Annotated in this window: 16 protein-coding genes; 5 read left to right on the top strand and 11 right to left on the bottom strand. The window is 72.5% G+C overall.

Features of this window, described 5'->3' with window-relative positions; genetic code table 11:
- Positions 1–10: 10 nt before the first annotated feature.
- From ACIGHB_RS18780 to eccD, 4 genes are all read right to left on the bottom strand, one after another.
- Complete coding sequence (locus tag ACIGHB_RS18780; RefSeq protein WP_399914323.1) at positions 11–1,390, bottom strand: M16 family metallopeptidase; 1,380 nt, start codon at positions 1,388–1,390, stop codon at positions 11–13.
- On the bottom strand, positions 1,387–3,597 hold the full coding sequence (locus ACIGHB_RS18775; RefSeq protein ID WP_399914321.1) for a polyribonucleotide nucleotidyltransferase: 2,211 nt from the start codon (positions 3,595–3,597) through the stop codon (positions 1,387–1,389). The genes ACIGHB_RS18780 and ACIGHB_RS18775 overlap by 4 nt, the downstream gene beginning before the upstream one ends.
- Before the next feature lie 267 nt (positions 3,598–3,864).
- On the bottom strand, positions 3,865–4,155 hold the full coding sequence (gene rpsO / locus ACIGHB_RS18770) for a 30S ribosomal protein S15 (RefSeq protein ID WP_030753991.1): 291 nt from the start codon (positions 4,153–4,155) through the stop codon (positions 3,865–3,867).
- 192 nt (positions 4,156–4,347) lie between these two features.
- A complete protein-coding gene (gene eccD / locus ACIGHB_RS18765; RefSeq protein WP_399914319.1) occupies positions 4,348–5,847 on the bottom strand; it encodes a type VII secretion integral membrane protein EccD in 1,500 nt (499 codons plus the stop codon).
- Between the two features lie 324 nt (positions 5,848–6,171).
- On the opposite strand from eccD, the gene eccCa reads away from it, so the two are divergent.
- Positions 6,172–10,137 (top strand): type VII secretion protein EccCa, encoded by a 3,966-nt coding sequence (gene eccCa, locus ACIGHB_RS18760; RefSeq protein WP_360312293.1) that lies wholly within the window; start codon positions 6,172–6,174, stop codon positions 10,135–10,137.
- Positions 10,138–10,412: 275 nt separating this feature from the next.
- Here eccCa and ACIGHB_RS18755 read toward each other — a convergent pair whose 3' ends face one another.
- The 7 genes from ACIGHB_RS18755 to eccB all read right to left on the bottom strand — a co-directional run bounded on the left by ACIGHB_RS18755 (position 10,413) and on the right by eccB (position 17,818).
- On the bottom strand, positions 10,413–10,709 hold the full coding sequence (locus ACIGHB_RS18755) for a WXG100 family type VII secretion target (RefSeq protein ID WP_360312291.1): 297 nt from the start codon (positions 10,707–10,709) through the stop codon (positions 10,413–10,415).
- Between the two features lie 62 nt (positions 10,710–10,771).
- Entirely contained in the window at positions 10,772–11,134 is a 363-nt protein-coding gene (locus ACIGHB_RS18750) for a WXG100 family type VII secretion target (protein WP_360312289.1), read from the bottom strand.
- A 98-nt stretch (positions 11,135–11,232) separates the two neighbouring features.
- A complete protein-coding gene (locus ACIGHB_RS18745) occupies positions 11,233–12,540 on the bottom strand; it encodes a S8 family serine peptidase (protein WP_399914317.1) in 1,308 nt (435 codons plus the stop codon).
- A gap of 37 nt (positions 12,541–12,577) precedes the next feature.
- A complete protein-coding gene (locus ACIGHB_RS18740) occupies positions 12,578–14,362 on the bottom strand; it encodes a hypothetical protein (protein ID WP_399914315.1) in 1,785 nt (594 codons plus the stop codon).
- Between the two features lie 6 nt (positions 14,363–14,368).
- Positions 14,369–14,818, bottom strand: coding sequence for a hypothetical protein (locus tag ACIGHB_RS18735; protein WP_399914313.1), 450 nt, complete (start codon positions 14,816–14,818; stop codon positions 14,369–14,371).
- 220 nt (positions 14,819–15,038) lie between these two features.
- Positions 15,039–16,298 (bottom strand): type VII secretion-associated serine protease mycosin, encoded by a 1,260-nt coding sequence (gene mycP, locus ACIGHB_RS18730; RefSeq protein ID WP_391077382.1) that lies wholly within the window; start codon positions 16,296–16,298, stop codon positions 15,039–15,041.
- Positions 16,295–17,818, bottom strand: a complete 1,524-nt coding sequence (gene eccB, locus ACIGHB_RS18725) for a type VII secretion protein EccB (RefSeq protein ID WP_360312279.1) — start codon at positions 17,816–17,818, stop codon at positions 16,295–16,297. The genes mycP and eccB overlap by 4 nt, the downstream gene beginning before the upstream one ends.
- 181 nt (positions 17,819–17,999) lie before the next feature.
- On the opposite strand from eccB, the gene eccE reads away from it, so the two are divergent.
- The 4 genes from eccE (at position 18,000) to ACIGHB_RS18705 (ending at position 24,198) form a co-directional block, all read left to right on the top strand.
- Positions 18,000–19,349 (top strand): type VII secretion protein EccE, encoded by a 1,350-nt coding sequence (eccE, locus tag ACIGHB_RS18720; protein ID WP_360312277.1) that lies wholly within the window; start codon positions 18,000–18,002, stop codon positions 19,347–19,349.
- On the top strand, positions 19,346–20,068 hold the full coding sequence (locus ACIGHB_RS18715) for a hypothetical protein (RefSeq protein ID WP_360312275.1): 723 nt from the start codon (positions 19,346–19,348) through the stop codon (positions 20,066–20,068). The genes eccE and ACIGHB_RS18715 overlap by 4 nt, the downstream gene beginning before the upstream one ends.
- Before the next feature lie 161 nt (positions 20,069–20,229).
- Positions 20,230–20,463 carry a DUF397 domain-containing protein gene (locus ACIGHB_RS18710; RefSeq protein WP_360312273.1) on the top strand — a complete coding sequence of 78 codons (234 nt, stop codon included), beginning with the start codon at positions 20,230–20,232 and terminating at the stop codon, positions 20,461–20,463.
- Between the two features lie 465 nt (positions 20,464–20,928).
- Positions 20,929–24,198, top strand: coding sequence for an SCO5717 family growth-regulating ATPase (locus ACIGHB_RS18705; protein WP_399914310.1), 3,270 nt, complete (start codon positions 20,929–20,931; stop codon positions 24,196–24,198).
- Positions 24,199–24,359: the final 161 nt, after the last annotated feature.

The following is a 24,359-nucleotide window of genomic DNA, read 5'->3' as shown; positions in this document are numbered from 1 at the left end:
GGGGTGGAGGTCAGGAGACGGCCTGGTGGAGGCGGTCCGCCTGCTTGTCCTTCAGCGGGCCTATCACCGAGAGCGAGGGCCGCCGGGTCAGCACGTCCCGGGCGACCTCCCGGACCTCGTCCGGGGTGACGGCCGCGATCCGGGCCAGCATGTCGTCCACCGACATCTGGGTGCCCCAGCACAGCTCGCTCTTGCCGATGCGGTTCATCAGCGCGCCGGTGTCCTCCAGGCCGAGGACGGTGGAGCCGGAGAGCTGGCCGACCGCGCGGGCGATCTCCTCGTCGGTGAGGCCCTCGGAGGCGACCTTGTCGAGCTCGTCCCGGCAGATCCGCAGCACGTCGTGGATCTGGCTGGGGCGGCAGCCCGCGTACACGCCGAAGAGGCCGCAGTCGGCGAAGCCCGAGGTGTACGAGTACACGCTGTAGGCCAGACCGCGCTTCTCCCGGACCTCCTGGAAGAGGCGGGAGGACATGCCGCCGCCGAGGGCCGTGTTCAGCACGCCGAGCGCCCAGCGGCGGTCGTCGGTGCGGGCCAGGCCGGGCATGCCGAGAACGACGTGCGCCTGCTCGGTCTTGCGGCCGAGCAGCTCGACCTTCCCGGCCGTCCGGATGGACTTGCTGCCCTCGCGCGGGGCGATCGGGGCGGCGTCCGTACGGGTGAGGGCGCCGGCGCGCTCGAAGGCGCGGCGGACCTGGCGTACCACCGTGGCGTGGTCCACGTTGCCCGCGGCGGCGACCACCAGGTGGGTGGGGTCGTAGTGCTTCTTGTAGAAGCGGGCGATCTGGCCGCGGGAGAGCGCGTTGATCGTGTCGACGGTGCCGAGGACCGGGCGGCCCAGCGGGGTGTCGCCGAACATGGTCTGCGCGAACAGGTCGTGGACCACGTCGCCGGGGTCGTCCTCGGTCATCGCGATCTCTTCGAGGATGACACCGCGCTCGGCGTCCACGTCCTCGTCGAGGATGAGCGAGCCCGTGAGCATGTCGCAGACGACGTCGATCGCCAGCGGCAGGTCGGTGTCGAGGACCCGGGCGTAGTAGCAGGTGTACTCCTTCGCCGTGAAGGCGTTCATCTCGCCGCCGACCGCGTCGATCGCGGACGAGATGTCGAGGGCGGAGCGCTTGGCGGTGCCCTTGAAGAGGAGGTGCTCCAGGTAGTGGGTGGCGCCGTTGAGCGCGGGCGTCTCGTCGCGGGAGCCGACGTGGGCCCAGATCCCGAAGGTCGCCGAGCGGACCGAGGGAAGGGTCTCGGTGACGATGCGGAGGCCGCCGGGGAGGGTCGTGCGGCGGACGGTGCCGATGCCGTCCTTGCCCGGGAGAAGCGTTTGGGTACGGGCGACGGCCCGCCCCTCGGAGGAGGGGCGGGCCGTCGTCACGGAACTACGGGACGTCACGAGGAGGCGTCGTCCTTCGTCTCGTCCTCGCCCTCGATCACGGGGATGAGGGAGAGCTTGCCGCGCTGGTCGATCTCGGCGATCTCGACCTGGACCTTGGAGCCGATCGCGAGCACGTCCTCGACGTTCTCCACGCGCTTGCCGCCGGCGAGCTTGCGGATCTGCGAGATGTGCAGCAGGCCGTCCTTGCCCGGGAGCAGGGAGACGAAGGCACCGAAGGTGGTGGTCTTGACGACCGTGCCCAGGTAGCGCTCGCCGACCTCCGGCATGGTCGGGTTGGCGATGCCGTTGATCGTGGCGCGGGCGGCCTCGGCGGCCGGGCCGTCGGCGGCACCGATGTAGATGGTGCCGTCGTCCTCGATCGTGATCTCGGCGCCGGTGTCCTCCTGGATCTGGTTGATCATCTTGCCCTTGGGGCCGATGACCTCGCCGATCTTGTCCACGGGGATCTTGACGGTGATGATCCGCGGGGCGTTCGGGGACATCTCGTCCGGCGTGTCGATCGCTTCCATCATCACGTCGAGGATGTGGAGGCGGGCGTCGCGGGCCTGCTTGAGGGCCGCGGCCAGGACGGAGGCCGGGATGCCGTCCAGCTTGGTGTCGAGCTGGAGGGCGGTGACGAACTCCTTCGTACCGGCGACCTTGAAGTCCATGTCGCCGAAGGCGTCCTCCGCACCGAGGATGTCGGTGAGGGCGACGTAGTGCGTCTCGCCGTTGATCTCCTGGGAGATCAGGCCCATGGCGATGCCGGCGACGGGGGCCTTGAGGGGCACACCGGCGTTCAGCAGCGACATGGTGGAGGCGCAGACCGAGCCCATCGACGTCGAGCCGTTGGAGCCGAGGGCCTCGGACACCTGACGGATCGCGTAGGGGAACTCCTCGCGGGTCGGGAGGACCGGCACGATCGCGCGCTCGGCGAGCGCGCCGTGGCCGATCTCGCGGCGCTTCGGGGAGCCGACGCGGCCGGTCTCGCCGACGGAGTACGGCGGGAAGTTGTAGTTGTGCATGTACCGCTTGCGGGTCACCGGGGAGAGGGTGTCCAGCTGCTGCTCCATGCGGAGCATGTTGAGGGTGGTGACGCCCAGGATCTGGGTCTCGCCACGCTCGAACAGGGCGGAGCCGTGCACGCGCGGGATGGCCTCGACCTCGGCGCCGAGCATCCGGATGTCCGTGACGCCGCGGCCGTCGATGCGGACCTTGTCCTTGATGACGCGCTCGCGGACCAGGGCCTTGGTCAGGGAGCGGTACGCGGCGGAGATCTCCTTCTCGCGGCCCTCGAAGGCCGGGAGGAGCTTCTCGGCGGCGATCTCCTTGACGCGGTCCAGCTCGGCCTCGCGCTCCTGCTTGCCGGCGATGGTAAGCGCCTGGGCGAGCTCGCCGCGGACGGCGTCGGAGAGGGCGGCGTAGACGTCGTCCTGGTAGTCCAGGAAGATCGGGAACTCGCCCTCGGGCTTGGCGGCCTTGGCGGCGAGGTCGGCCTGCGCCTTGCAGAGGACCTTGATGAACGGCTTCGCGGCCTCCAGGCCGGCGGCGACGATCTCCTCGGTCGGCGCCTCGGCGCCGCCCTTGACGAGGGTGATGGTCTGCTCGGTGGCCTCGGCCTCGACCATCATGATCGCGACGTCGCCGTCTTCCAGGACACGGCCGGCGACGACCATGTCGAAGACGGCGTCCTCGAGCTCCGTGTGGGTCGGGAAGGCGACCCACTGGCCCTTGATCAGCGCGACGCGGACGCCGCCGATCGGGCCGGAGAAGGGCAGACCGGCCAGCTGGGTGGACGCGGACGCGGCGTTGATCGCGATGACGTCGTACAGGTGGTCGGGGTTGAGCGCCATGACCGTGGCGACGACCTGGATCTCGTTGCGCAGGCCCTTCTTGAAGGACGGGCGCAGCGGGCGGTCGATCAGGCGGCAGGTGAGGATCGCGTCCTCGGAGGGGCGGCCCTCGCGGCGGAAGAAGGAGCCGGGGATCTTGCCGGCCGCGTACATCCGCTCCTCGACGTCCACCGTGAGGGGGAAGAAGTCGAGCTGGTCCTTGGGGCGCTTGGAGGCGGTGGTCGCCGAGAGCACCATGGTGTCGTCGTCGAGGTAGGCGACGGCGGAGCCGGCGGCCTGGCGGGCGAGACGGCCCGTCTCGAAACGGATGGTACGGGTGCCGAAGGTGCCGTTGTCGATGACGGCCTCGGCGTAGTGGGTCTCGTTCTCCACTATGGGTTTCTCCTACGTTCGTCTTTGGTCCGCGCGCCCGTGTGACGCGGGACGGGTGCGGGAGAAGCACTGAAGTGGCGGGCCGGTCTTCGATCGAAGCACCCGGGATGAGGTCCGGGGGCCACTACCGAGGACCGGCGGCGTGCCGGCTGCTTCTCGCGCGGGTTGTGGCGTTCTGCGACCAGAGTAATTGCCGGTCGGTACTTCGCGCACGTACAGCAAAGGGAGCGGCCCCCTGAAAGTGGGAACCGCTCCCTTCACGGCGTCTTACTTGGCGCCGCCGGCCGCACCGCGGCGGATGCCCAGGCGGTCGACCAGCGTACGGAAGCGCTGGATGTCCTTCTTGGCCAGGTACTGCAGCAGACGGCGGCGCTGACCGACCAGGATCAGCAGACCACGACGGGAGTGGTGGTCGTGCTTGTGGGTCTTGAGGTGCTCGGTCAGGTCCGAGATGCGGCGGGACAGCATGGCGACCTGGACCTCGGGGGAGCCGGTGTCGCCCTCCTTGGTGCCGAAGTCGGCCATGATCTGCTTCTTGACGGCGGCGTCGAGAGCCACGCGGTTCTCCTCAGGTTTCGTGCCCACGAGTGCCCCTGGTCTACATCTCAGGGGAGCTTCCGTGACTCGGGAGCTGGGTCCGATGCGCGCTGCTCCCCGAGGCTGGGGCCGATGCGGGGCATCGGCGGGGTGCTGCTGGGTTGCTTCTGGGAGCGCGTACACAAACGGCCGTTACACAGCGTACCAGGCGGCTCAGGAGGTGAGCGCCCGGATGGAGTGATAGACGTCGAAGACGGCGAGGCAGAGCGGCAGCAGCGTGAGCAGCACGAACGTCTCGGCGATCTCCAGGAAGCGGCCCCAGAAGGGGGTGACTCCCTTGCGCGGCACGATGAGGCCGATGGCCGTGAGCAGCGCGGCGACGCCGGCGATGGCGGCGGAGAGCCACACCGTACGGATGTCGAGCGCGGTGCCGTCACCCTTCAGGGCCTCCAGGAGGAGCTCTCCGGGCGGGTTCAGGGCGAGGCCGAGGCCCAGCAGGACGAGGGAGCCGAGGCCGGCCGCGAGGGCGCAGCCGACCTGCGCGGTGTAGCGGAACAGGTGGGCGCGCATCAGCATGGCGACGCCGGTGGCGAGGGCGAGGAGCTGGCCCCAGACGGTGTCGGAGAAGCCGAGGACGGCGGCGGAGCCGACGGCGACGAGGGCGCAGCCGCCGACGAGGCCGACGAGGAGCTCGTGGCCGCGGCGGGCCTGGGCGGCGATCCGGGCGGCGTCGACCGGGCCCTGGGGCTCGGCCTCGGAGCCGTATCCGCCGATGGCGGTCCTGGGCGGCTCGAAGCCGATGGGGAGCCGGGCGAAGCGGGTGGAGAGACCGGGCAGGAAGGCGAGCGCGCCGACGGCGACGGGGGCGCAGACGGCGGCGGTCTCGGCCGGGGTCAGCTCGGTGAGGATCGCGGCGAAGCCGACGAGTACGCCGATCGTGGAGGCGAGGACGAAGGCGACGAAGGGGCCGTCCCCGCCGGGCGAGACGATCATGAGGATGACGGCGCAGACGAGGACGGCGGTGCAGGCCAGCAGGAACTGGAGCTTGCCGATGCCCTGGCCGTCGGCGAGGGCGAGCAGTCCGGAGCCGCCCACGGCGGCGTTCGCCATGGCGCCGGTGCCGAGGGCGACGGCGGAGCCGCGGTCGTCGTAGACGCGGGCGCGGACGCCGGCGAGCGCGAGGAGCAGGACGGCGGTGACGCCGGCCAGGATGCCGGGCAGGCCGTGCATGTCGTGGCGGGGCTCGGCCGTCCACAGGACGAAGGCGAGCAGGGCCAGCAGGACCGCTCCGCCGAAGAGGCCGGCGCCGCGCATCAGGGCGTCCGACCACAGGGTGCGGTCGCGGGAGACGGCGGAGGCGACCGCGTCGGAGACGTCGTCGAAGACAGCGGGGGGCAGCGACTCGGCGAAGGGCCGCAGCGAGAGCAGCTCGCCGTCGAGGATGCGCTGGGCGGCCAGGGAGCGGCTGCCGTCGAGGACGGTGCCGTCGCGGCGCACCAGGTGGTAGCCGACGGGGGCGCCGGGCGCCGGGGTCTGGCCGGAGAGGCGGAGCACCTCCGGGTAGAGGTCGGCGAGGGCGACGTCCTCGGGGAGGGCGACGTCGACGCGGCCGTCGGGTGCGACCACGGTGATCCGGCAGAAGCCGGTGCCGCCGTGGAACACGGTGGTGGGAGCCGACTGGCCGGCTCCGCCGGCCGTGGCTTGCGCCGTCATACTCACCTGCTGCTTCCCCTCGTGGTGATCCTGGTGATCCCGGTGATCCTGGAGATCCTGGAGATCCTGGTGATCCCGATGCTCCCGCCCGCATACCGGCCGCCGGTTCGCGGACCGGTGCGTGGAGCTCGCTCCTCGGGCTCCGGATGTTGCGCTCCGAATGACCCGATTTTTGCGATAGTTCATGGCCACGCAAATATTTCGGGCCACCCTACCGCCCACCCGTGACCCCGCACCAAAGTAGGATCCCTCCCCGCGGATGGATCCCGTCGCCACGGGGGCGCCTAGAGGAACTTTCCGTCCGGCAACGGAAATTGGTGAGCTGTGAGCCAGATCGTCGTCAAGCGCCCACCGCGGGCGCTGCCGTCCGAAGTGCCCGACGAGCAGGTGCAGTTGCAACCTCCGCCGGAACTGCCCCGGGGGCAGCAGGAGGGTGCCCTGATGCAACTCCTGCCGATGCTCGGCATGGGCGGCTCGGTGGTCTTCTTCTTCATGACCCCGAACCCGATCATGCGGATCATGGGCATGGTGATGATCGCGTCGACGGTGGCCATGGCCATCGCGATGCTGGTCCGCTACCGCCGGGGCACCCAGGGGCAGCTCGCCGACCTGCGGCGCGACTACCTGAAGTACCTGACGCAGACGCGCCGCGCGGTGCTGCGGACGGCGCACCTCCAGCGGGACGCGCAGTTCTACCTGCACCCGTCGCCCGAGCAGCTGTGGGCGCTGGTCGCCGAGGGCAGCCGGATCTGGGAGCGGCGGATCGGGGACGGCGACTTCGCGCAGGTCCGGGTCGGTCTGGGCAGCCAGCAGCTGGCGACGCCGCTGGTCGCGCCCGAGACGGCGCCGGTGGACGAGCTGGAGCCGCTGACGGCGGGGGCGATGCAGCAGTTCCTCACCGCGCACGGCACCCTCGACGGGCTGCCCATGGCGGTGTCGCTGCGCGCCTTCTACCACCTGACGGTGAGCGGGGACCCGGAGGCGGCCCGGTCGACGACCCGCGCCATGGTGGGGTCGCTGGCGGCGCTCCACTCCCCCGAGGACATGGTCATCGTCGTCGCCACCGATGACGGCGCCGCCCCCGCCTGGGAGTGGGCGAAGTGGCTGCCGCACGTGCAGGCGTCGGGTCCCGGCGACGGCGCGGGCAGCCGGCGGCTGATGACGACGGACGCGCGGGAGCTGGAGGACCTGGTGGCCGGCCGGCTGGAGGGGCGGCCCCGCTTCCAGGGCCCGAACCATCCGCTGCTGGACTTCCCGCACCTGGTCGTGGTGCTCGACGGCCAGTCGGTGCCGCAGACCTCGGCGCTCGCCGCGCCGGAGGGCATCCAGGGCGTGACGATCGTCGAGGTCGTGCAGGGCCGGGGCGCCGGTGCCCGCGGCGACCTGTCGGTGGTCGTCGAGGGCGGCGAGCTGCGCCTCGAGTCGGGGCACGGGCACGTGTACGAGGGGAGCCCCGACGAGCTGAGCCCGGACGCCGCGGAGGCGCTGGCCCGGCAGCTCGCGCCGCTGCGGGTCGCGGGCGGTTCGGACGACGACGAGCCGCTCCTCGCCAACCTGGACTTCACCGACCTGCTGAACCTCGGCGACGCGGCCTCGATCGACGTGAGCCGCACCTGGCGCCCCCGCTCCCGGTCGGAGCGGCTGCGCGTCCCGATCGGCGTCGGCGAGGACGGCGTCCCGGTGATGCTGGACCTCAAGGAGGCCGCGCAGGAGGGCATGGGCCCGCACGGGCTGTGCGTGGGCGCGACCGGCTCCGGAAAGTCGGAGCTGCTGCGCACGCTGGTCCTCGGCCTGGCCGTGACGCACTCCTCGGAGACGCTGAACTTCGTCCTCGCGGACTTCAAGGGCGGCGCCACCTTCGCGGGCATGTCGCAGATGCCGCACGTGGCCGCGGTGATCACCAACCTGGCGGACGACCTGACGCTGGTGGACCGCATGGGCGACTCCATCCGCGGTGAGCTGAACCGGCGCCAGGAGATGCTGCGGGACGCGGGCAACTACGCCAACATCCACGACTACGAGAAGGCGCGCGCGGCCGGCGCCCCGCTCCAGCCGATCCCCTCGCTCGTCCTCGTCATCGACGAGTTCTCCGAGCTTCTGACGGCGATGCCGGACTTCATCGAGATGTTCGTGCAGATCGGCCGGATCGGCCGGTCGCTCGGCGTCCATCTGCTGCTCGCCTCGCAGCGCCTGGAGGAGGGCCGGCTGCGCGGCCTGGAGACGTACCTCTCGTACCGGATCGGTCTGCGGACCTTCTCGGCGGCCGAGTCCCGGGCGGCGATCGGCGTGCCCGACGCGTACTCGCTGCCGAACGTGCCGGGCTCCGGCTACCTCAAGTACGGCACCGACGAGATGGTGCGGTTCAAGGCGGCGTACGTCTCCGGCACGTACCGCGTCAACCAGCACGCCGTGACGCCGGGCGGGCCGCTGCCGGTGGACCGGCGGCCGGTGCCGTTCACCGCGGCTCCCGTGCCGGTGCGCTACCTGGAGCCGGCCGAACGGCCGCAGGTCCCCGAGGCCCGGTCGGCCGAGGACGACGCGCTGGCCGACTCGGTGCTCGACGTGATCGTGCGCCGTCTCGAGGGGCGCGGCGTGGAGGCGCACCAGGTGTGGCTGCCGCCGCTGGACAACCCGCCGGCGCTCGACTCGGTCCTTCCGGGCCTCGCGGGCGTGGAGGGCCGGGGGCTGACGCAGCCCGGTTACGAGGGCGCGGGCCGTCTCGTCGTACCGCTGGGCGTGGTGGACAAGCCGTACGAGCAGCGCCGCGACACGCTCTACCGGGACTTCTCCGGCGCCGCCGGCCACATGCAGATCATCGGCGGACCGCAGTCCGGCAAGTCGACGCTGCTGCGGACGCTGATCTCGGCGTTCGCGCTCACCCACACCCCGCACGAGGTGCAGTTCTACGGCCTCGACTTCGGTGGCGGCGGCATGGCGTCGGTCGCCGGGCTGCCGCACGTCGGCGGGGTCGCGTCCCGCCTCGACCCCGAGCGGGTCCGGCGTACGGTCGCCGAGGTGTACGGCATCCTGTCGCGGCGCGAGGAGTACTTCCGGGCCGCGGGCGTCGACTCCATCGCGACCTTCCGCCGGCTGCGCGCCCGGGGCGACATCTCGGTGACCGAGCAGCCGTGGGGCGACGTCTTCCTGGTGATCGACGGCTGGGGCAACTTCCGTACCGAGTACGAGGGCCTCGAACCGGCCGTCGTGGACATCGCGGCCCGCGGTCTGGGCTACGGCATCCACGTGATCATCACGGCCTCGCGCTCCATGGAGGTCCGCGCCAACCTCAAGGACCACCTGATGAACAGGCTGGAACTGCGGCTGGGCGACACGATGGACTCCGAGCTGGACCGCAAGATCGCCGCGAACGTGCCGACCGGGGTCCCCGGCCGCGGTCTGACGCCGGAGAAGCTGCACTTCATGGCGGCCGTCCCGCGCATCGACGGCATCAGCTCCGACAGCGACCTCGCCGAGGCGACGGCCGCGATGACGCAGGAGGTCACCCGTCACTGGACGGCGCCGGGCGCGCCGGAGGTCCGGCTGCTCCCGCGCGAGCTGGACGCGCACGCGCTGCCGGCGGGCTACGCGGAGCCGCAGCGCGGTGTCGCGTTCGCCATCGACGAGAACAACCTGGAGCCGGTCTTCGTCGACTTCGACCGCGACCCGTTCTTCCTCGTCTTCGGCGAGAGCGAGTCCGGCAAGTCGAACCTGCTGCGGCTGATGATCAAGCAGATCACGGAGCGGTACGACGGGGCCTCGGCGAAGTTCTTCGTGATCGACAACCGGCGCGCGCTGCTCGACGTCACGCCCGCGACGCACCTGGCCGAGTACGTGCCCATGTCGAACAACATGGAGCACCACGTCGACGCGCTCGCCGACCTGATGCGGCGCCGCTCGCCGTCGGCGGACGTCACGGCGCAGCAGCTGCGCGACCGCAGCTGGTGGTCGGGGCCGAACCTGTTCGTGGTCGTCGACGACTACGACCTGGTCTCCACGTCGAGCGGCAACCCGCTCGCCAAGCTGACGGAAATGCTGCCCTTCGCCCGGGACGTGGGCGTCCGCTTCATCATCGCCCGCAGCGGGGCGGGCGCCAGCCGCTCCGCGTACGAGTCCTTCATGCAGCGCATGATGGAGCTCGGCGCGCAGGGCCTCCTGCTGTCCGGCGACCCCCAGGAGGGCGACGTCCTCGGCGGCGTCCGGATGCGCCCCATGCCGGCGGGCCGCGGCATCTTCGTCTCCCGGCAGCGGGGGAACCCGCTGGTGCAGACGGGGCGGATGCCGGAGTTGTAGGGGTGGTGGGGGGGAACGCCCTGACAGGCTTCCCCCCCCCGCACCCCAGAGGCCCGAGCGGTCCTGCGCGCCCGCCACCTCGGTGCGCGGTGGAGGTTGTTCGCGGTCCTGGCACTCGTATCGGTCTGGCAGTGCGTGAAGTCGTTCCGGCTCGCGGAGTGGTGGGGATGAGCGGCTGAAGCCTCGGCCGGGGGCCTTGCGGCGCCCCGGAACGCGCGACAGGGTGGGCGCCTCCCGCGCGCGCCCACCCTGTGTTGCCGTCGTACGGCTTCGGCTTAGAAGAAGCCCGCCGCGCGCTTGTCGCCCGCCTGGTAGGCCGGGGCGGCCTGGCGGACGGCCTTGGAGATGCTCTGGAGCGCGTTGTGGATCGCGCGCGTCTCCTGGTCCCACTTCGCGTGGGCGCCGTCGGCGGCGGTCTTCGCCTCACCCTCCCAGGTGCTGGAGACCGAGCGGATCTTCGTCTGGATGGCCTCCAGGGCCTCGTCCAGGCGCTTGGCCTGGGCGTCGATCTGGTTCGCCGCGTCGTCGAGCGAGGCGTACGTGACGAGCATGATGCCGTCGTTGCCGGCCATGTTCCCTCCGGGTGTCGGTGGTGTCGTTCAGATGGTGGTGGTGCGTGGTTCCGACCCGGAGGTCAGAGGCCGGCGATGCCCGAACGGGCCTGCCGCTCGGCGCCCGCGTCGCCGGAGAAGCCGGCGGTGACGTCGACGCCGCGCAGGGCCGCCTCGACCTCGTCGTCGGTGTTGCTGGACGTGGTCCGGGTGACCTGGATGGCCTCCTGGAAGTTCAGCATCAGCTTGGCGATCCGCACCATGCCCTGGTTGATCTCGGTCTGCTTGGCGTCGAAGGCGCCGGCGCCGATGCCCTTCCAGCGGCCTTCGAGGCTGTCGATGACGCCCTGGAGGGCCGACAGCTGGCCCTTCACGTCATCGAACTTGCGGGTGAGCTCGTCCTGGAAATCCTTGAGACTCTGATCGCCAACCTTCAAGACTGACATGTGTCGCTCTCCCTTTCTCGGGTTCTCTGTTGAGCCCGCGCCCTCGGTTCTCGCGGGCGCGGTGTGGTGTGTGGGGCGGTACGTGCCGGGCCGGGCCGTCAGGCGGCGCGGCGTCGGCGGGCGATGACGACGCCCACGCCCGCGAGGACGATCACGCCGGCCACGGCGCCGATGATGACGCCCATGTTGCTGCCGCCCCCACTCTCGGTGCCGGCCGCACTCTCGCTGGAGCCTGCCACAGGTGCGCCCGACGTCGACTTGCCGTCGGGGGCTTGTGTCGAAGCTGTTGCGGAGGGGGCGTCGGCCGAAGTCGACGCGGAGGCGGAGGGGTTGGGGTTGGCCGACGGGGCCGTGGACGGTGTCGCGCCGCCTGCGGCGGCTCCGCCCGTGGGCTCGTTGGTCAGGGGGCTGATGTTCGCGTCGCCCGGCTTGCCGATGCCACGGTTGATGTGGGCGTTGGGGCGGATGACGCCGTGACCGGCCTTCGTGCTGACCGTACCCGGCTTCCAGTCGGCGCCACGGCCCGCAGACTCGAACATGGCGCGGAGGACCTGGCTGCCGGTCCAGTCGGGGTGCACGGACCAGATGAGGGCGGCGGAGGCGGAGGCGAGGGCGGCGGAAAAACTGGTGCCGTCGCTCACGCAGTACTTGGTGAGGCTCTTGTCGCAGTATCCGGGAATCTGGCTGCCCGGTGCTGCGAGGTCGATGTAGTCACCATGCTGCGAGTAGTCGGCCACGACACCGCCCTGAGTGGTCGCCCCGACGGCGACCACCTCGGGGTAGCTGGCCGGGTACTGCTTCTTGTTGCCCTTGAGCGCGCCATTGCCCGACGCAGCGAAGATCAACTTGCCCTTCTTGTGGGCGTACTGGACCGATTCCAGTTCCTCTTCGCTGTAGTAGTCGCTGCCGAAGGCCACGTTGATGATCTTTGCGTCACTGTCAGCAGCAGCCTTGATCGCCTCCGACATGTCGAAGGCATTGACGGTCTGCTCGTTCTGCAGCTCGGTGTTGCTGACCCGATAAGGAATCACCTTGGCATCCGGTGCGAGCCCCCTGAGGCCGCCCTGCGCCCCGGAGCCGACGATGATCTCGGCAATGGTCGTCCCATGGCCGTCATAGTCGTCCGTCTCATCACCCTTCGCCTCGGCGGCGTCCCAGCCCTTGAGCACCTTGCCCTTGAGCGAGGGGGTGTCCGGATCGACGCCGGTGTCGATGACGGCGACCGTCATGCCCGCACCGGTCGACTTCTTCCAGATGTCCTCGGCGCCCATGGCGTCCAGGTACCACTGCTGCGACCGTGCGTCGGCAGCAACCGCCGTCGGAGCGACCCCGACGAGCGCCGTCGTCAGCACCACGGTCGCCGTGGTGCCGAGCAGCGCTCGGCGGAGCCTGCCGCCCTCGATCATTCCTGCCGTCATCCTGACTTCCGAGCCTTCCGCGTGGTTAGTCGATCACCGGCGGCACGGCGCCGCGCCGGCGGTTGTTCCAGGTCTCTTCGTCTTCCGTCAGGTAGTCGGGGCGCGCAGAGCCTTCACGCTCCTGCTCCTCACGGCCCGGACGCTGGGTGCCACGGCCCCCCACGCCGCGGGGTGTCCCGACCACTCCGTTGGAGCTGGGGGTGCCGCGTCCGGCCGGACGCGGCGTCGCCTTGGTGTTGTTGGCGCCGACCACGCCGGACTGGCTGGGGCGTGCCCCCGCCGTACGGCCGCCGGCCGCGCCCTCGCTGCCGACGACGGTGCCCCTCGGGATCCGCGATCCGGTGCTTCCGCCGGTGGCGCGCTGCTGCGTGCCGCCCATGATGGGGTTGGCCCTGCCGGTGGGAGTACGGCCGGTGGCAGGCTGTCCGGGACGCCCGGTCTGCGGCGTGGCGCGCCCCGTCTGACCTGACTGGGCGGTGGCCGGCGGACCGCCGGCACGTCCCATGGGACCGGTGTTGCGACCGGTCGCCGGGGAGTTCGTCGGCCCACCAGGACGGCCCACGGCCGGCGAGTTCGTCGGGCCGCTCTGGCGGCCCGTCATCGGGGAGGTCGGGGGGTTGCCCGTACGGCCCAGCGTCTGAGGGCCCTTCGGTCCCCCGGAGCGACCGACGGCCGGCTGGGACGTCGGTCCGACCGTACGGCTGGTGCCGGTCCGGCCGGTGGCCGGACGAGGTCCGCCCGGGTTCGCGGTGATCTTGGGCCCGCCGGTGCGCGGCGGGGTGCCGAGCGTCAGCGGCGGAGGCATCCCGGGCCCGGTCGGGGGCGGGGTGTTGGTGGGCGCGGTCGGGGTGGGCGGGGTGTTCGGGAGCGTCGGCGGCGGAAGCGTCTTGACCGTGTCGATCTGGACCCTCGTGTCGTCCGACGGCTTCTCCCGGATCGGGTCGGAGCCGTCGAGCTGGTCCCCGGTGCGGGGCATCGTCTGCGTGGTGCGGTCCTCGACGGTACTGATGTGTCCCGAAGACTCCCTCGACAGGCCGTCACGGGCAGAGCCCGAGCCAGACGTTCCGGATTCCCCGGTCCCGAAATAGTCCCTGGTCGGCCTCGGCACCGCCGCCTTGTACGCCTCCGGCGGCTTCGGCATCTCCTGGCCGCGCAGCGTGCTCTGCGACACCGCGTAGAACGACGCCAGGCGGTTCATCTGGTTGATGGCCTCCTGGCGGTCCTTCTCCGCCGCGACGGCCTTCTGGTAGTCCTCGTTCTTCTCGACCTTCTCGACCTCGGTGAAGTCCGTGGGCTTCTTCTGGACGAGGCGGTTGTCGCGCGGCGGCCGGGCGTTGCGGACCGAGGTCAGGCCGGTGCTGGCCACCTTCATCTGGGAGCCGACCGCGTTGGCGACCTTGCCGATGTCCCAGGCGTACGTCACGACCTCGGAGCCGTACCGCTGGAACTCGACGGCCGCCTCGCCCTTCCAGTCGACGCCGGCGACGAAACTGTTCAGCTCCTTGGCGGCGGCGTTGAGGGACTTGGTGGCGTTCTCCAGGGCTTCGCCGGCCTGCTCCAGGTCGGAGGGGTTGGCGCTTTCGAGGAGGTCGAGCATGTCGTTGAGCCGGGCGCCCTCGAAGGAGGTGGAGCCGAAGATGCTGCCCTTGGGGCCGAGGCCGAAGGGGAGGATCTCGTCGAGCTTCTCCAGGACGTTCGTCGTCGCGTAGACCGACTGGATGTCCGCGGTGTCCTTCGCCTGCTCCTGCTCCTGGGGCGTCAGCGCCGGCTGCTGGGGCGTGCTCGGGTTCGGGTTCTTCTCGTCACTCATCGGTCATCACCTCATGTCCTGCGCGACAGTGCCGGAGTCCTGGCTCGCCGCCCCGGGCTGGTCCGGCTGCTTGCTCTTCTCCTGCGCCTCGCGCTGGATCGCGTCGGCGCGCTCCTCGCTGAGGCGCGAGCGGATCTCGTGGAAGCGTCGCCGCTGCTCGTCCTCCACGTTGGCGTAGCCGACGTCGGCCGCGTGGACGCCGATCTGGAGGAGTTCGATCTGGCCGCTGAGGGACTTCGACAGGGCGACGAGCGAGGAGTGGACCCGCTCGTACTCCGTGAAGAAGCCGTCCGCCTCGGTGAAGGCCATGCCGGTGCCGAGCGAGTTGCGCGTCATGCGGTTCCGGCCCAGGTTGGCGGCGCCTCCGGCGCCGCCCTCCAGGTCCGAGATCACCCCGTCGACCTTGTCCCGGAACTTCTTCAGCTCGCCGACGCCGAGCTCAAGGTTACTTGCCACAGTCGCCCCCGCCCCCGTCACCCGTTACCTCGAACACGAGCCAATCCTCCCCGTTTGCTCCTGCTGTCCTGCATTGCGATCGTGGCGACTCGCCATCCACCGATCACGTGCGCACCACTTTAGTGATTGCGACTGACAGGCCCAAGTCTCTTGTTCGTCACGAGACTTCTACAGTTCGTTTGTCATGTTCGACGCTATCAGGCGTGTGCGTGTGCAATGATCACCGGCCCGCCGCCGCGACCGTTCGCCGCCGCTTGCGGTGGTCGCGCAGCGCGACCGCCGTGCCGGCGATCGCCGCGACCAGGACGCCGCCGCTGACGACCACGTAGGTGGCCAGGCGGGCGGCGCGCTGTTCGGGGGTCTCGCCGAGGTGGAGGGCGGCCGGGGTCGGGGCCTCGGCGCGGGTGACGCCCTCGTGGGCGACGGGCTTCTCGATGGGCTTGTCGTCCTCGGTCAGGGCCTTGACCGGGTCGACCACGCCCCAGCCGACGAGGCGGTCGTGGCCGGCGACGGAGCGTTCGGCGGTCTGCTGGATCTGGGCGACGATCTGCTCCTGGGTCCAGTCCATGTGCTCGCTCTTGATCAGCGCGGCGAGGCCGGCGACGTACGGCGCGGAGAAGCTGGTGCCGTTGTCGGCGCAGTGGCCGCCGAGGGGGACCGTGGAGACCATGTCGACGCCGGGGGCGGCGATGCCGACGAAGTCGCCGGACTGGGAGAACGCGGCGCGTTCGTTGTTGCGGTCGGAGGCGGCGACGGCGAGGACGCCCTCGTAGGACGCCGGGTAGGTGGACTTCACGTTGCCGCCCAGGCCGTCGTTGCCCGCCGAGGCGACGACCACGATGTCCTGCTCCAGGGCCGCCCGGACGGCCTGTTCGAGCACCGGGGTGGGCTTGACCGCGTTCGCCGTGTCCTGCGAGATGTTGATCACGTGCGCCTTCTTGGCGATGGCGTGGCGGATCGCCGCGGCGAGGGTCGTCGTGGTGCCGTTGCCGTCGGCGTCGTTCTGCTGGATGGGGATGATCGTGGCGTCCGGGGCCAGGCCGACGAAGCCGGTGCCCTTGGCGGGGCGGGCGGCGATGATGCCGGCCACCTTGGTGCCGTGGCCGACGGTGTCGGTGGTGCCGTTCTCCTTGCCGCGCTTCAGCTTGTAGCCGTTGGCGTCCTTGGCGTCCTTCGGGATCAGGTTGATCCCGGCCTTGGCGTCGACGGCCTTGGCCAGCTGGGGGTTGCGGACGTCGACGCCGGTGTCGATGACGGCGACGCGGACGTTCTTGCCGGTGGACTGCGCCCAGAGCTCGTCGAGCTGGACGCGCTGAAGGGACCAGGGCCGGCCCTCGTACTTCTTGTTCGGGAAGTTGCACTGGCCGCCGTCGTCCGCCGCCGCCGTGGAGGCGGTGGAGAGCGGCAGGCCGAGGGTGCAGAGGACCGTCGTCGCGAGCACGGCCAGCGGGCGCCGGGTCCGGCGCGGGGGCGTCCTCATGAGCCCTGCGGCTGGCGGGCGCCGCCGGTGGAGAGGCGGGGGCCGGTGGGCAGGAAGGTGGACCACTCGGCGGGGATGGGCAGCGGCTCGATGCTCTTGTAGCCGAGGCGGTTCTGCGCCTGCTGCGCCTCCGCCTGCCGGGCCTGCTGCTCCTCCTCGGAGCCGGACCTGCCGATGCCGGAGTCGTCGGTGGCGAGGTCGCCGTTGGACTGCATCGCGTACCGCAGGCCGGTGTCGGTGACGAGGAAGAGGAAGCCGGTCGAGGTCGTGGAGCCCTTGAACTGGCGGAAGAGCTGGCCGGAGCCGGGGGTGACGTACGCGCTGCTGGAGCCGGTCGGCAGGGTCGCGGGGAAGTCCTCGCCCGCCCAGGTGCTCAGGGTGGTGGCGCCGTTGTCCTCGTTCACCGCGCGGAGCACGTTGCAGACGGTGTTGCGGTCGCCCTCGCCGGTGCCCGCCTCGTTGACGGGTACGGGGACGGCCTCGGGCCACTTCTTGTCCTGGCCGAAGGCCCCGCCCGGCTGGAAGGCGCCGCCGCTGACCTTGGTGGCCTGGCCGGCCTGGCCGAGGTCGACGAGCTGGCGGCTGTTGAGCAGCAGCTTCGCGGTGAAGTCGGTGACGGGTGCGACGCGGTCCTGGAGCACGACGTACATCTGCTTCCTGGTGCCGTCGGTCGCGGAGAGCACCATGCCGACCTTGCCGACCTCGGGCGGCAGGCCGCTCACGCCGGCCGTGGCGCCCGGCTGCCCGGGGATCCGGGGGAAGGAGATGGTGTCGCCCTTGTGGAGGGTGTTCAGCCACGCCTCGGAGACACGCTGGGCGGCGCGGCCCTGGCCGACGAGCTGGCGCAGCAGCAGTTCGTCCTTCTCGACCTGGTACGCGGTCCCCAGGGCGTCGACCACGTACCGGGTGCGGTCCGGGCCCTCGACGTACAGGAGCTCGCCGCCGGTCAGGCGCTCGGGGCCGTCGGTCTTGGCCTCCTCGCGGGCGGCGAGGACGAAGGCGGCCTTCTGGATCGCGCGGCCGCCCTCGCCGGGGCGCTCGCAGACGGCCCAGCGCTTGGCGGCGCCGGCCTGCTCGGGGACGGGGAGGCGGTCGGGGGCGTAGGGGATGCCGAGGGTCGCGCCGTGCGGGATCTTGCCGCTGTCGAGGACGGACTCCGCGACGGTGATGATCTTCTCCTTGTCGGGGTCGAGCAGGAGCTTCGCCGACGACATGTTGAGGACCGGGTGGAGCTGCACCTTGTCGCCGGTCTTGAGGACCACGTACCGGGTGGTCGACTTGTCGGCGATGATGACGGCCTGCCCGGGCTTGTCCCAGTCCTTGGGGGCGACGGGCTTGAACATGCCCCAGGCCCCGAAGACGGCGAGGATCACCACGCCGACGATGGCGCCCGGCACCACCGCGCGCAGCGGACGCGGCGCGCCCTCCTCGGAACCCGTCGAGTTCGGCTGCACGAACTGCGCGACCAATCTCCGCTTCGCGAAGGTGTAGGCGTTCAGTTCGTCCCGTCGTGATGCCATCTGATGTGTCGTCCCTCTCCCCGCCGGCCGACCAGGTTGCCACACTCGGCGGGTCCTTCCGCCGGCCCGCCGCCCCCTACTATGCCTGGCGGCACCCGTGTCTCACCGCTCAGGTAGGGTGATCGCCCGGTCAACGCCCAAGGGAATTCGGCTATTACGGACACGAGGGGGCAACGCGGCGATGGGTACGGCGACGCGTGCGCGCGACGGGCGGCGGACCAGCGGCCGGGCGCCGCAATCTTCCCGACGGCAACGCAGCAACGATCGCGCCGGGGCTCCCGCTCCGGGCGCTCCGCGGGCCGTCCCCGCGACGACGACGCTCCGGCCGCTCTCGCGCACCGGACGGATCGGCCCGGTGCAGCTCCGTCAGCTGGTGCTGGCCGAGTCGGCACTGGCCCTGGTGGCCGTCGGCTTCGTGCTGGGCGGCCTCTGGCTGGTCCCGACGTGCGTCGCCGCCGGTGTCCTCGTGCTCCTCGCGGTGATACGCCGCCGCGGCCAGGCCGTGCAGGACTGGATGGGCACCGCGCTCTCGCTGCGCTCCCGCCGGCGGGACACCGCGCCCTCCGCGCCCGACGCGGACCCGTCCCTCGCCCCGGTGACGGAGAGCGTGCGGGGCTTCGGCGCGCAGCCGTACGTCGACCGGAACCACCGCACCGTCGGCATGCTCGGCGACGGCTCCTTCCTGACCGCCGTGCTGCGCGTCGAGGCGAGCGGCTCGGCGCTGCGGCCGGTCTTCGGCGCCCGCGCCTTCCCGCTGACCCTGCTGGGTGACGCGCTGGAGGTTGACGACATCGTGGTGGAGTCGGTGCAGCTGGTGCAGCAGGTCCGCCCCGCTCCGGCGCCGCACCTCCCCCAGCAGTCGGTGGCCCGGCTCTCGTACACGCCGCTCCAGGAGCGGACCGGAGCGCCGGCGCTGCGGCTGACCTGGGTGGCGGTGAAGCTGGATCCGGAGCGCTGCCGGGAGGCGGTCGCGGCGCGCGGCGGCGGCCTGGAGGGCGCCCAGCGCTGTCTGGTGCGGATCGCCGACCACCTGGCGAGCAGGATCACCGGCGCCGGTTTCCAGGCGGTCGTCCTGGACCAGGAAGAAGTCAACTCGGCCATCGCGACGGCGGCCTGCACCAGCCCGCACGCGGCGGCGCGGGCGGGCCGGGCCGATGCCGCGCCGCAGCGGCGGACCGCCGAGACCTCCCGGGTCTGGCGCTGCGACGACCGCTGGCACACCACGTACGCGGTCGGGCGCTGGCCCGAGCTCGGCCGGGGCGCGGCGCCGCTGCCGCGGCTGGTCTCGCTGCTGACGTCGGTGCCCGCGTACGCGACGACGTTCAGTCTCACCGTCCGGCGCGGGACGCGTCAGGGCGCGATGGAGGTCGGCGGCCACGTCCGGGTCACCGGCGGCTCCGACAACGAACTGGTGCGGGTGCGCAGGACGCTGGAGCAGGCGGCGCGCACCGCGAAGGTCGGCCTGCTGCGGCTGGACCGCGAGCAGCTGCCGGGCGTGCTGGCGACGATGCCTCTGGGAGGTACCCGATGAGGGGACGCGGTGGAGCCGCGGTGAAGGGGCTGCGCGGGCTGATCGGCCCGCGGCACGCGGGGCACACCGTCCCGTCGGCCGAACTCGGCGCGCTCTCCCTCCCGGTGGGCGACGACGGCGTGGTCATCGGCGAGGACGCGGAGGGGCGTGCGCAGCTGGTGGGCTTCCACCGCTCGACGCCGTACGACGTCCTGCTGATCGGCGGCCTGTGGACGGCGCAGGTGCTGGCGCTGCGCGCCGCCGCCACCGGGTCCCGGGTCGTCGTGGAGACCGGCCGTCCGCACGCGTGGGTGGGACTCGCGCAGGCGGCGGGCGCGGGTCTGGAGTGCATCACCCTCCACGAGGTGGGCCGGGTCCCGCCGCTGGGCGCGACCGTCGGCAGCCCGGCCGTGGTGGTGCGGGACTGCGGCATGCGGCCGCCGCGCGGGCGGGTCGTCTCCTCGCCGTGGCAGTCGGTGCTGACCCTGCTGCCGTACCTCAGCCCGGTCGCCCCGCGCCTGATGCGCTCGGCGACGCTCGTCGGCGTCCAGCGGGTCTCGCCGCAGGAGGCCCAGCAGACCGGCCGGATCCTGGGCCTCACGCGGACCGAGGTGGACGCGCTGCCGACGCTCGCGGACGGCGTGACGCTGTGGTGCGCCGGCGGCGACCGGCACTGGGTCGTCACCCACGCGACCGACGCGGAGTCGGGCCTGCTCGGCACCGCCCGCCGGATGGACTGAGGGCCCGGGCCCGAGCCCCTGCCGGGTGCCGTCTCGCCCGAAGCGGCCCCTGCCGGGGGCCGGTTTCCCTAGTATTTCTCCTGGTGGCACGGGGCGGGCCCAACTGCCCGGCGCCACGGGACACATGGTCCGCCGACAGGCCGTGAGCGAAAGGAACTCCCATGGGGAGCGCGCAGGAGAAGGACGAGTTGTACGCCCTCGACATCTCGGGCGTCGAGTGGATCGGCGCCCCCGGCACGAGCCCGGACGAGGAGCGGGTCGAGATCGCGCATCTGCCGGGCGGTGCCGTCGCCATGCGTTCCTCGCTGGACCACGGCACCGTGCTGCGGTACACGGAGGCGGAGTGGACGGCGTTCGTGCTCGGCGCGCGGGACGGCGAGTTCGACCTGCGCTGAGTTCGGCCCTCTGAGGTTCGGTCTTCGCCGAGTTCGGCCCGCGCCGTTCGGTGTGGACCGGCGGTCGCGCGCCCTCAGCGGGGTGCGGGGCCGCCGGTCCGTCGCGTCACCCGTTCGGGCCACGGTCGGGGCGGGTGGGGCGGCGGGTGACATCCCGGACGCAGGCGAGCAAGGTCGCAGGGATTCCTCCGCGTTGCTCCTTCTTGTACGGATTCGCCCCACACGCTTCCTCACGCTCCGCCGCTCCCGCGTCACCCGGGCCGCGGTCCCGCCCCGGGGGAGGGACGCCGGGAGAGGACGGGCCTGCCGCGGTGACGTCGCCGACGTTTAGGGTGGGTGAGGGCGCGGCGGAGGATCCCTCGGAGGGTCCGCCGGGCCCGAGGGGAGAGAGCCGGCCCGATCGGCAGTGAACGGTGGCCCCGACGCACGACGGCACAAGGGTGCTCGACCACACCAGGAGGCAAAGTGAACGGCGATCGCGACGACATCCGCGGGGGCTGGAACGTGCCCGCCGACGAGTCCGACGCGGATCCCGCCGAGATGACGGGTGAGTTCACCATCGACTACACCCCGCCGGCCTGGTACACGCAGAGCGCGCAGGGCGGTCCGGGGGACGCCGGTGTCACTCCCCCGCCGCCGACGGGTGCGCCGGTCCCGGTGCCCGGGGTGCCGCCGAGCGGCTTCCAGCAGCCCGGCTGGTCGCCCGCCCCGCCGCCCGCGCAGGGCCAGACCGCCGGGCAGGCGCCCGGTGGGGCGCCCGGTGGGGTGCCCGGTCAGACCGCCGGCCAGATGCCCGGGCAGGTCCCGGGTCAGCAGCCCCCCGCTCCCGGGCCGTACGGAGGGTACGGCCCCGGGGCCGGCGCTCCCGGTACGCCCGCCGCGCCGCCGGCCTACCCGGCGCCCGCGCCCGCTCCCGTACCGGCTCCCGCCCCGGTCCCCGCTCCCGCTCCCGCCGCTCCCTTCGGCGGCGGCGAGGTGGAGAGCGGCGCCACCATGCGCTTCAACCCCGCCCAGCTGCGCCAGGACGCCTCCGCGCAGCCGGCTCCCGCGCCGGCGGACGGCCCCCTGCCGGGCTCCCCCGAGGCCGCGGGCCTGGCCCGCGCCGACGTCCCCCCGACCCCCGCCCCGGACCAGCCGGGCCCGGAGCCGGTGGCGCCCGAGGCGGCCGTCCCCGACCCCCGTACGGACTCCGACGCTCCGGCCCCGGAGGTGGCGACGGCGACGGACGCCGGCCCCGTGAACGACACCGACGGGAACGACGCCGACAGGCCGGACACGGTCGAGGCCGGCACGGACGCCGACGCGGACACCGGCACCGAGTTCGCCGCCGAGGCCGTCTCCGAGGCCGACGGCGACACCGGCAGCGCTGCCGACAGCGGCGACGACGTCGACAACACCGTCGACGCCCACGCCGAGCCCGTCGCACAGGACGAGACCGTCGCACAGGACGAACCCGTCGCGCAGAACGAGGCCCCCGCCGACGCCGTCCCCGCCGCGCTTCCCCCCGCCGCCCCGCTGCCCGCCGAGGGCGCCCCCGCGGACGCGAGCGCCGGTGCCGGTGCCGGTGCCCCGGCGGGCTTCCCCGGAGCGCCGGGAGCGCCCGTCGCCGGCGGCGCGCTGCCGCCGCTGCCGCCGAACTTCCCGCCCGCCTCCCCCGACGCCCCGCAGGCCGGGCAGTCCCCCCAGGCCCCGCAGCCCGCGCCGCAGTGGCCCGGGCAGCCGGTGGCCGGCGCTCCCGGCGGCGCACCGCCGCAGGGCGGATACGGGTACCCGCAGGGTCCGGGCGCGCCCGGTCTGCCTCCGCAGGCTCCCGCTCCCGTGCCGGCGCCCGGTGCGCCCGCCGGGTACGGCTACCCTCAGCCGCCCGCCGCCGCCCAGGCCGGGTACGGCTACCCGCACCCCGGCCAGCAGCCGCCGCAGACTCCGCAGGCTCCGGAGCAGACGCCCGGCGCGCCCGCCGGGTACGGCCTCCCGCCGCAGGCGCAGGGAGGGTACGGCTACCCGCAGGCCCCCGGCGCGCCCGGCGAGGCGCCGCCGCAGGGCCCGGAGGGGTACGGCTACCCGCCGGGCGCCGTCGACCCGCGCACCGGGGCGGCCTGGCCGCAGTCGGTCACGCACGACCAGCGCGAGCGTTCGGTGCCGGGCGCCCCGCTCGGCTACACGGCGGCCGTCGAGCTCTCCTCCGACCGGCTGCTGCGCAACAACAAGCAGAAGGCGAAGTCCAGCCGGAACCCGGGCGCGGCCTCGCGGTTCAAGCTGGGCGGCAAGAAGGAGGAGCAGGAGCGGCAGCGCAAGCTGGAGCTGATCCGCACGCCCGTGCTCTCCTGCTACCGGATCGCGGTCATCTCCCTCAAGGGCGGTGTCGGCAAGACCACGACGACCACCGCGCTGGGCGCGACCCTGGCCACCGAGCGGCAGGACAAGATCCTGGCGATCGACGCCAACCCGGACGCCGGCACGCTCGGCCGCCGGGTGCGGCGCGAGACCGGGGCGACCATCCGCGACCTGGTGCAGGCGATCCCGTACCTCAACTCGTACATGGACATCCGCCGGTTCACCTCGCAGGCGCCGTCCGGCCTGGAGATCATCGCCAACGACGTGGACCCTGCCGTCTCGACGACCTTCAACGACGAGGACTACCGGCGGGCCATCGACGTGCTCGGCAAGCAGTACCCGGTGATCCTCACCGACTCGGGCACGGGTCTGCTGTACAGCGCCATGCGCGGGGTGCTCGACCTGGCCGACCAGCTGATCATCATCTCCACGCCGTCCGTGGACGGCGCCTCCAGCGCCTCGACGACGCTGGACTGGCTGTCGGCGCACGGGTACGCGGATCTGGTGCAGCGCTCGATCACGGTGATCTCCGGCGTCCGCGAGACCGGCAAGATGATCAAGGTCGAGGACATCGTGCAGCACTTCCGCACCCGCTGCCGGGGCGTGATCGTGGTGCCGTTCGACGAGCACCTGGCGGCCGGTGCCGAGGTCGACCTCGACATGATGCGGCCCAAGACCCGGGAGGCGTACTTCGACCTCTCGGCGATGGTGGCCGAGGACTTCGCGCGGGCGCAGCAGGCGCAGGGCCTGTGGACCGGCGACGGCCAGGGCGGCCTGCCGCCGCACATGGCCCCGCCGATGCCGGGCCAGTACGCCCCGGGCCAGCCGATGCCCGGCCAGCCCATGCCCGGCCAGCCCGTCCCGGGTCAGCCGATGCCGGGTCAGCCGTACGCCACCGCCCCCGGGGAGCCGATGCCGGGTCAGGCCGGGTATCCCGGCCAGCCCGGTCAGCCCGCCCCCGGGCAGCCGTACGGCGCTCCGCCCGCGCCCGGCCAGCCGTACGGCGCGCAGCCGGCGCCGGGGCCGTACGCCCCCGCTCCGCCGGCTCCGGGCCAGCCCTACCCGCCGCAGGGTCAGGCGCAGCCGTACGCCCAGCCGGGTCAGCCGTACCCGGGCGGGCCCGCTCAGCCGTACGCCGCCGCGCCCGGGGACGCGATGCCGGGTCAGCCGTACGCCGCAGCGCCCGGGGAGCCGATGCCGGGTCAAGCCGGGTATCCCGGACAGCCGTACGGGCAGCAGCCCTATCCGCCGGCGGCGGCTTCCGGCCAGCCGGGGCAGCCGGGGCAGCCCGCGCAGCCGTACGGACAGCCGCCCGTCGCGGAGCAGCCGTTCGGGCAGCCGCTGCCTCCGCAGGCCCCGCCGCAGGCACCCCCGCAGGCGCCGCCAGCCCCTCAGCAGTAGGGCGTCACAGGAGTAGACCAATGAGGCTCCGTACCGGTTCACCGGTACGGAGCCTTCTTGCGTTCCCGCAGCCCACACGGGGTTTGAGTCATCGTTGACGACGGCAGACCACCGCTGATACATCTTCGCTTCACTTGACGTCAGCCCAAGATCCACGACTC

Source organism: Streptomyces sp. NPDC085460 (assembly GCF_044541975.1).
Taxonomy (GTDB): Bacteria; Actinomycetota; Actinomycetes; order Streptomycetales; family Streptomycetaceae; genus Streptomyces.
This window is presented reverse-complemented; position numbering and strand designations above follow the sequence as displayed.